The 4,209-nt window shown below is 65.2% G+C and carries 6 protein-coding genes; all 6 read left to right on the forward strand.

The window, feature by feature from the left end; all coding sequences use genetic code 11:
- On the forward strand, window positions 1-981 hold a 981-nt coding region (mbhE, locus tag ACY693_RS15940), incomplete at its 5' end, for a hydrogen gas-evolving membrane-bound hydrogenase subunit E (RefSeq protein WP_462322799.1).
- On the forward strand, window positions 981-1,352 hold the full coding sequence (locus tag ACY693_RS15945; protein WP_462322800.1) for a Na+/H+ antiporter subunit C: 372 nt from the start codon (window positions 981-983) through the stop codon (window positions 1,350-1,352). The genes mbhE and ACY693_RS15945, both read left to right, overlap by 1 nt.
- Window positions 1,349-2,965 carry a monovalent cation/H+ antiporter subunit D gene (locus ACY693_RS15950; protein ID WP_462322801.1) on the forward strand — a complete coding sequence of 539 codons (1,617 nt, stop codon included), beginning with the start codon at window positions 1,349-1,351 and terminating at the stop codon, window positions 2,963-2,965. The genes ACY693_RS15945 and ACY693_RS15950 overlap by 4 nt, the downstream gene beginning before the upstream one ends.
- A complete protein-coding gene (locus tag ACY693_RS15955; protein WP_462322802.1) occupies window positions 2,962-3,468 on the forward strand; it encodes a Na+/H+ antiporter subunit E in 507 nt (168 codons plus the stop codon). Before ACY693_RS15950 ends, ACY693_RS15955 begins: the two co-directional genes overlap by 4 nt.
- A complete protein-coding gene (locus ACY693_RS15960; protein ID WP_462322803.1) occupies window positions 3,465-3,740 on the forward strand; it encodes a K+/H+ antiporter subunit F in 276 nt (91 codons plus the stop codon). The genes ACY693_RS15955 and ACY693_RS15960 overlap by 4 nt, the downstream gene beginning before the upstream one ends.
- 25 nt (window positions 3,741-3,765) lie before the next feature.
- The gene (locus tag ACY693_RS15965; protein ID WP_462322804.1) at window positions 3,766-4,182 is read left to right on the forward strand and encodes a Na+/H+ antiporter subunit G; all 417 of its coding nucleotides are present in this window, start codon (window positions 3,766-3,768) and stop codon (window positions 4,180-4,182) included.
- The last annotated feature ends 27 nt before the right edge of the window (window positions 4,183-4,209 follow it).

The following is a 4,209-nucleotide window of genomic DNA, read 5'->3' on the forward strand; positions in this document are numbered from 1 at the left end:
GTCCATTTCTCGGCCCCGGATCTGGCGTTGACCCAGCTCGCCGTCGAGCTGGTCACAACGCTGCTGCTGGTGCTGGTACTGGCCTTGCTGCCGCGCAGTGCCAGCCAACCGATGACCAACTGGAGACGCAGACGCGACCTGTTCATCGCAGCCCTGGTGGGAGGCTCCAGCGCAGCACTCACCGCCAGCATGCTGCAGCATCAATGCCTCGGGAGTGGCGAATGGTACCTGCGGCTCGCCGAGCCAGCCGCGGGCGCCGCCAACGCGGTGAACGCGATCCTGGTGGATTTCCGGGCCTTCGATACCTTGGGCGAGATCACTGTGTTGACCATCGCCGCGGCGACCCTGATGGTGCTGCTTGCTGACCTGCAGCTGAGCCCGCTCCAACGCCTGAGCGGGCAGGGGCGAGAATCGACCCATCCGCTGCTGTTCGCCATGGTGTCGCGCCCCGTGCTGCCGGCAGCGCTGATGCTGGCCGCCTTCTTGCTGCTGCGTGGCCATCAGGCGCCTGGCGGTGGCTTCGTCGCCGGACTCGTCATTGGTACCGCGTTGATTGTGCAAGAGAGCGCCAACGGACGCGCCTGGAGTGAGCGACGGCTTCACGCGAGCACACAGCCGCTGATCGGTGGTGGTCTCCTGCTCGCGCTGGCCACCGGTCTTGGGCCGCTGCTCTTTGGACGACCCTTATTTACCACCGCGCACTGGCATGGCAGCCTGCCGTTCCTCGGCGAGCTGACATTGACAAGTACGCTGGTGTTCGACGTCGGCGTGATGATGATCGTCAGCGGGATGCTGCTGCTGGTGCTGGATGGTCTCGGGCGCGTCGGTGCGAAGGGTGCTAAGGGGGTTCAGGAGGCTAAGGGTGCCAGCAGTGAAAGCAGCGCCAGCAGTCAGGATGCGGCGGGGCGAGGTGCGAGGACTCAGGAGCCTGTCGGCGCAGCTGACCCCGATGATGGCGAGCCACCTCCGAGGAGCGACTGATGCTCTGGCTCTTCGCAGGCAGTATCGGTTTGTTGATGGGTGCGGGGGCCTATTTGGTGCTGCGCGCGCATGGCTTCTCGGTCGTGCTCGGGCTGATGCTGCTGACCTACGCGACCAACCTGTTCGTCTTCGCCTCGGGAGGACTCCAGGTCGGACAGGCGCCGGTGAAGGCACCCACGCAAAGCGGCGGCAACGCGATCGAGCTCATGGCCGATCCGCTCCCCCAAGCGCTGGTCCTCACCGCCATCGTGATCGGCTTCGCGATGACGGCCTTGGTCCTGGTACTGGTCTTGCGCGCCTTATCCGACCTCGGCTCCGAGCGCGTTGACGCCCAACCCGATCAATCCCGATCCGGCGAGGAGGAGCGGTGAGCCTGCTACTGATCCTGCCTCTGGCGCTACCGCTCGGCCTCGGGGCTTGGCTATTCGCCCGCTCAGGGATGCCGCTTCGCCAGCAGCGCCGGCTCAGCCTGATCGGTGCCCTCGGTCAGCTCGGTGTGGCAGTCGGGCTGCTGGCACTGACCGCGGAGGGGCAGATCGCAGCGACCCTGATCGGAGACTGGCCGGTGCCCTATGGCATCGTGCTGGCTGCCGATCGACTCTCGGCGCTGATGCTGAGCCTCACCAGCGCCCTCGCCTTGGCGGCACTTGCGCACCTGTCTTGGAGCGCCGGCACCCAAGAAGGCAACGGCCGTCACTTCCATGCACTTCTGCAACTGCAGCTGTTCGGTCTCGCCGGCGCCTTTCTCACGGCCGACCTCTTCAATCTCTTCGTGTTCTTCGAGGTCCTGTTGATCGCCTCCTATGGACTCCTAGTCCAGGGCGGCGGTCCCGCGCGCAGCCGCGCAGCCTTGCACTATGTCGTGCTGAATATGGTCGGCTCGAGCCTGTTCTTGATGGGCGTGGCCTCGATCTATGCCGTAGCCGGCACCTTGAGCCTGGCGGAGCTGAGCAATCGTCTGACCGAGCTCGCTCCAGACCAGGCTCCCTTGGCCGGCGCCGGTCTGCTGCTGCTGATCGGCGCCTTCGCGCTGAAGTCGGCCTTGGCCCCCTTGCATGCCTGGCTGGTCCCGGCCTACAGCGCGGCGTTGGCGCCTGTGGCAGCGCTGTTCGCGATCATGACCAAGGTCGGTGTCTATGCCCTGCTCCGCCTGTTCGCCGTGATGCCGAGCGGCGATGCGCTCAGCAGCGCCGCTTTGGCTGAGCTGCCACTCGGCAGGCTGCCTATCCAGACAGTCGTCACCACCGGGGCACTACTGACGCTGGCTGTTGGCGCCATCGGTGTGGTCGTTGCCACCGAGCTGCGGACCATGGTCGCCTATCTGATCCTGGTCTCGGTCGGCACGTTGCTGGCCGCTGTTGCCGTCGGTACCGCTGAGGGTATTGCCGCCGGTCTCTACTATCTGATCCATACCACCCTGATCACGGCGGGGCTGTTCCTGCTGATCGACGTGATCAGTCGGGGCCGTGAGCAAGGTTCCCGACTCCAGCCCGCCCAGCAGCCGCCCGCGGCCGCTTGGCTGGGTGCGCTATTCCTGCTCGGCGCCCTGGCCATCGCGGGCCTGCCACCGTTGAGCGGATTCATCGGCAAGGCATTGATCTTGGACGCCGTGCAAAGCGCAAGCGGGGACACATCGGGGCTGCATCCCGATTGGACGCTAAACTGGACCGCCATACTAGGCTCCAGTCTGCTTGTCGTGATCGGACTGTCGCGCGCTGGGATGGCGCTCTTCTGGCAAGGGAAGCCCTCTGCAAGCGTTGCCGACGGGCGCGGCGCTTATGCGCCAGCCGCGGCCGTGCTGCTCGCTGCCAGCCCGTTGTTGATGCTCCTCGCCGCGCCGATCGCTGACTACAGCCAGACGCTCGCGTTACAACTCCTGGACGGCGAGGACTACATCACCGCGATCAAGGAATTGAAGCCGGTGGACCCACCCGTGGCCCCGCTCAAGGAGACCCATTCAGTGGTCCTTGGAGGTCCGCCATGAGGCGCCTCGTTGGACCACTGACCCGCCATCCGCTGGCGGCCTTGTCCCTGACGCTGCTTTGGTTGCTCCTGCAAGGCAGCCTTGCGCCCGGCCAGGTCCTGCTCGGGGTCATGCTGGCCTGGGGCATCACCGCGGCTTCAAGCCGCTATTGGGCCGACCGACGCCGGCCGCGTCGCCCGCACCTGCTCGCGCTCTATCTATGGCGCGTCGCGGTCGACGTGGTCATCGCCAACCTGCGCATCGCTGCCTTGGTCCTGACGCCTTCACGCCATCCGCGACCGGCCTTCGTCGAGCTGCCGCTGACGTTGGAGGAGCCCTTTGCACTCTACATCCTGGCGACCACCATCACCCTATCGCCGGGCTCACTCTCGGCCGATCTCAGTGACGATCGGCGCGTACTCTTGTTGCATCTGCTCGATGCGCCCGATCCGGCCGATGCCGCCATCGAATGCGCAAAGATCAAGCACCGTTATGAACACCTCCTGCTGGAAGTCTTTCCATGACCATCCTAGATCTCGCCATTGGTGCCGCACTCGCGATGCTCAGTCTGGCGCTCCTGCTCAATCTCTGGCGTGCCCTGCAGGGCCCGGACCTACCCGACCGCATCCTGGCACTGGATACCCTCTACACCAACAGCATCGCGCTGTTGGTGCTGCTCGGTATTCAATTCCACAACATGCTGTATTTCGCCTCGGCGCTGCTGCTAGCCCTGCTCGGCTTCATCGCCACCGCCGCGCTCAGCCGCCATCTGCTGCGCGGCAAGCTGATCGAATAGACATCATCACAGGAGGACACTGAGGATGCTGACCGACACCCTCGTCGCCGCACTCATCCTGCTTGGGGCCGCTTTCACGCTGATCGGCTCGATCGGCCTGGCCTCGTTGCCAGACTTCTTCTGCCGTCTGCATGGTCCCACCAAATCGACAACCCTAGGCGTCGGCGGCATGCTCGCGGCCTCGGCGTTGTATTTTGCTGCTCAGGGGGCAACCACCCATCCGACAGAGCTGCTCGTCGCGCTGTTCTTATTCATGACAACCCCCGTCAGCGCACACCTGCTCGCCAAGGCCGCCTTGCGTCTGCGGCTCGACTCGTTGGCACCAGTACCTGAGCGCTTTCGGCAGGAGCGGACCGATGGCCGCGACTCCGCGCCTGCTCCTCGAGCCAGCGGTGGAGCCAGCCGTCGAGCCAGTGAACAAGTTATACCCAAAGCACGCTAATTGACGGCACGACGTAGCGGAGGGTCG

The sequence above is a fragment of the Halochromatium sp. genome (assembly GCF_054919635.1).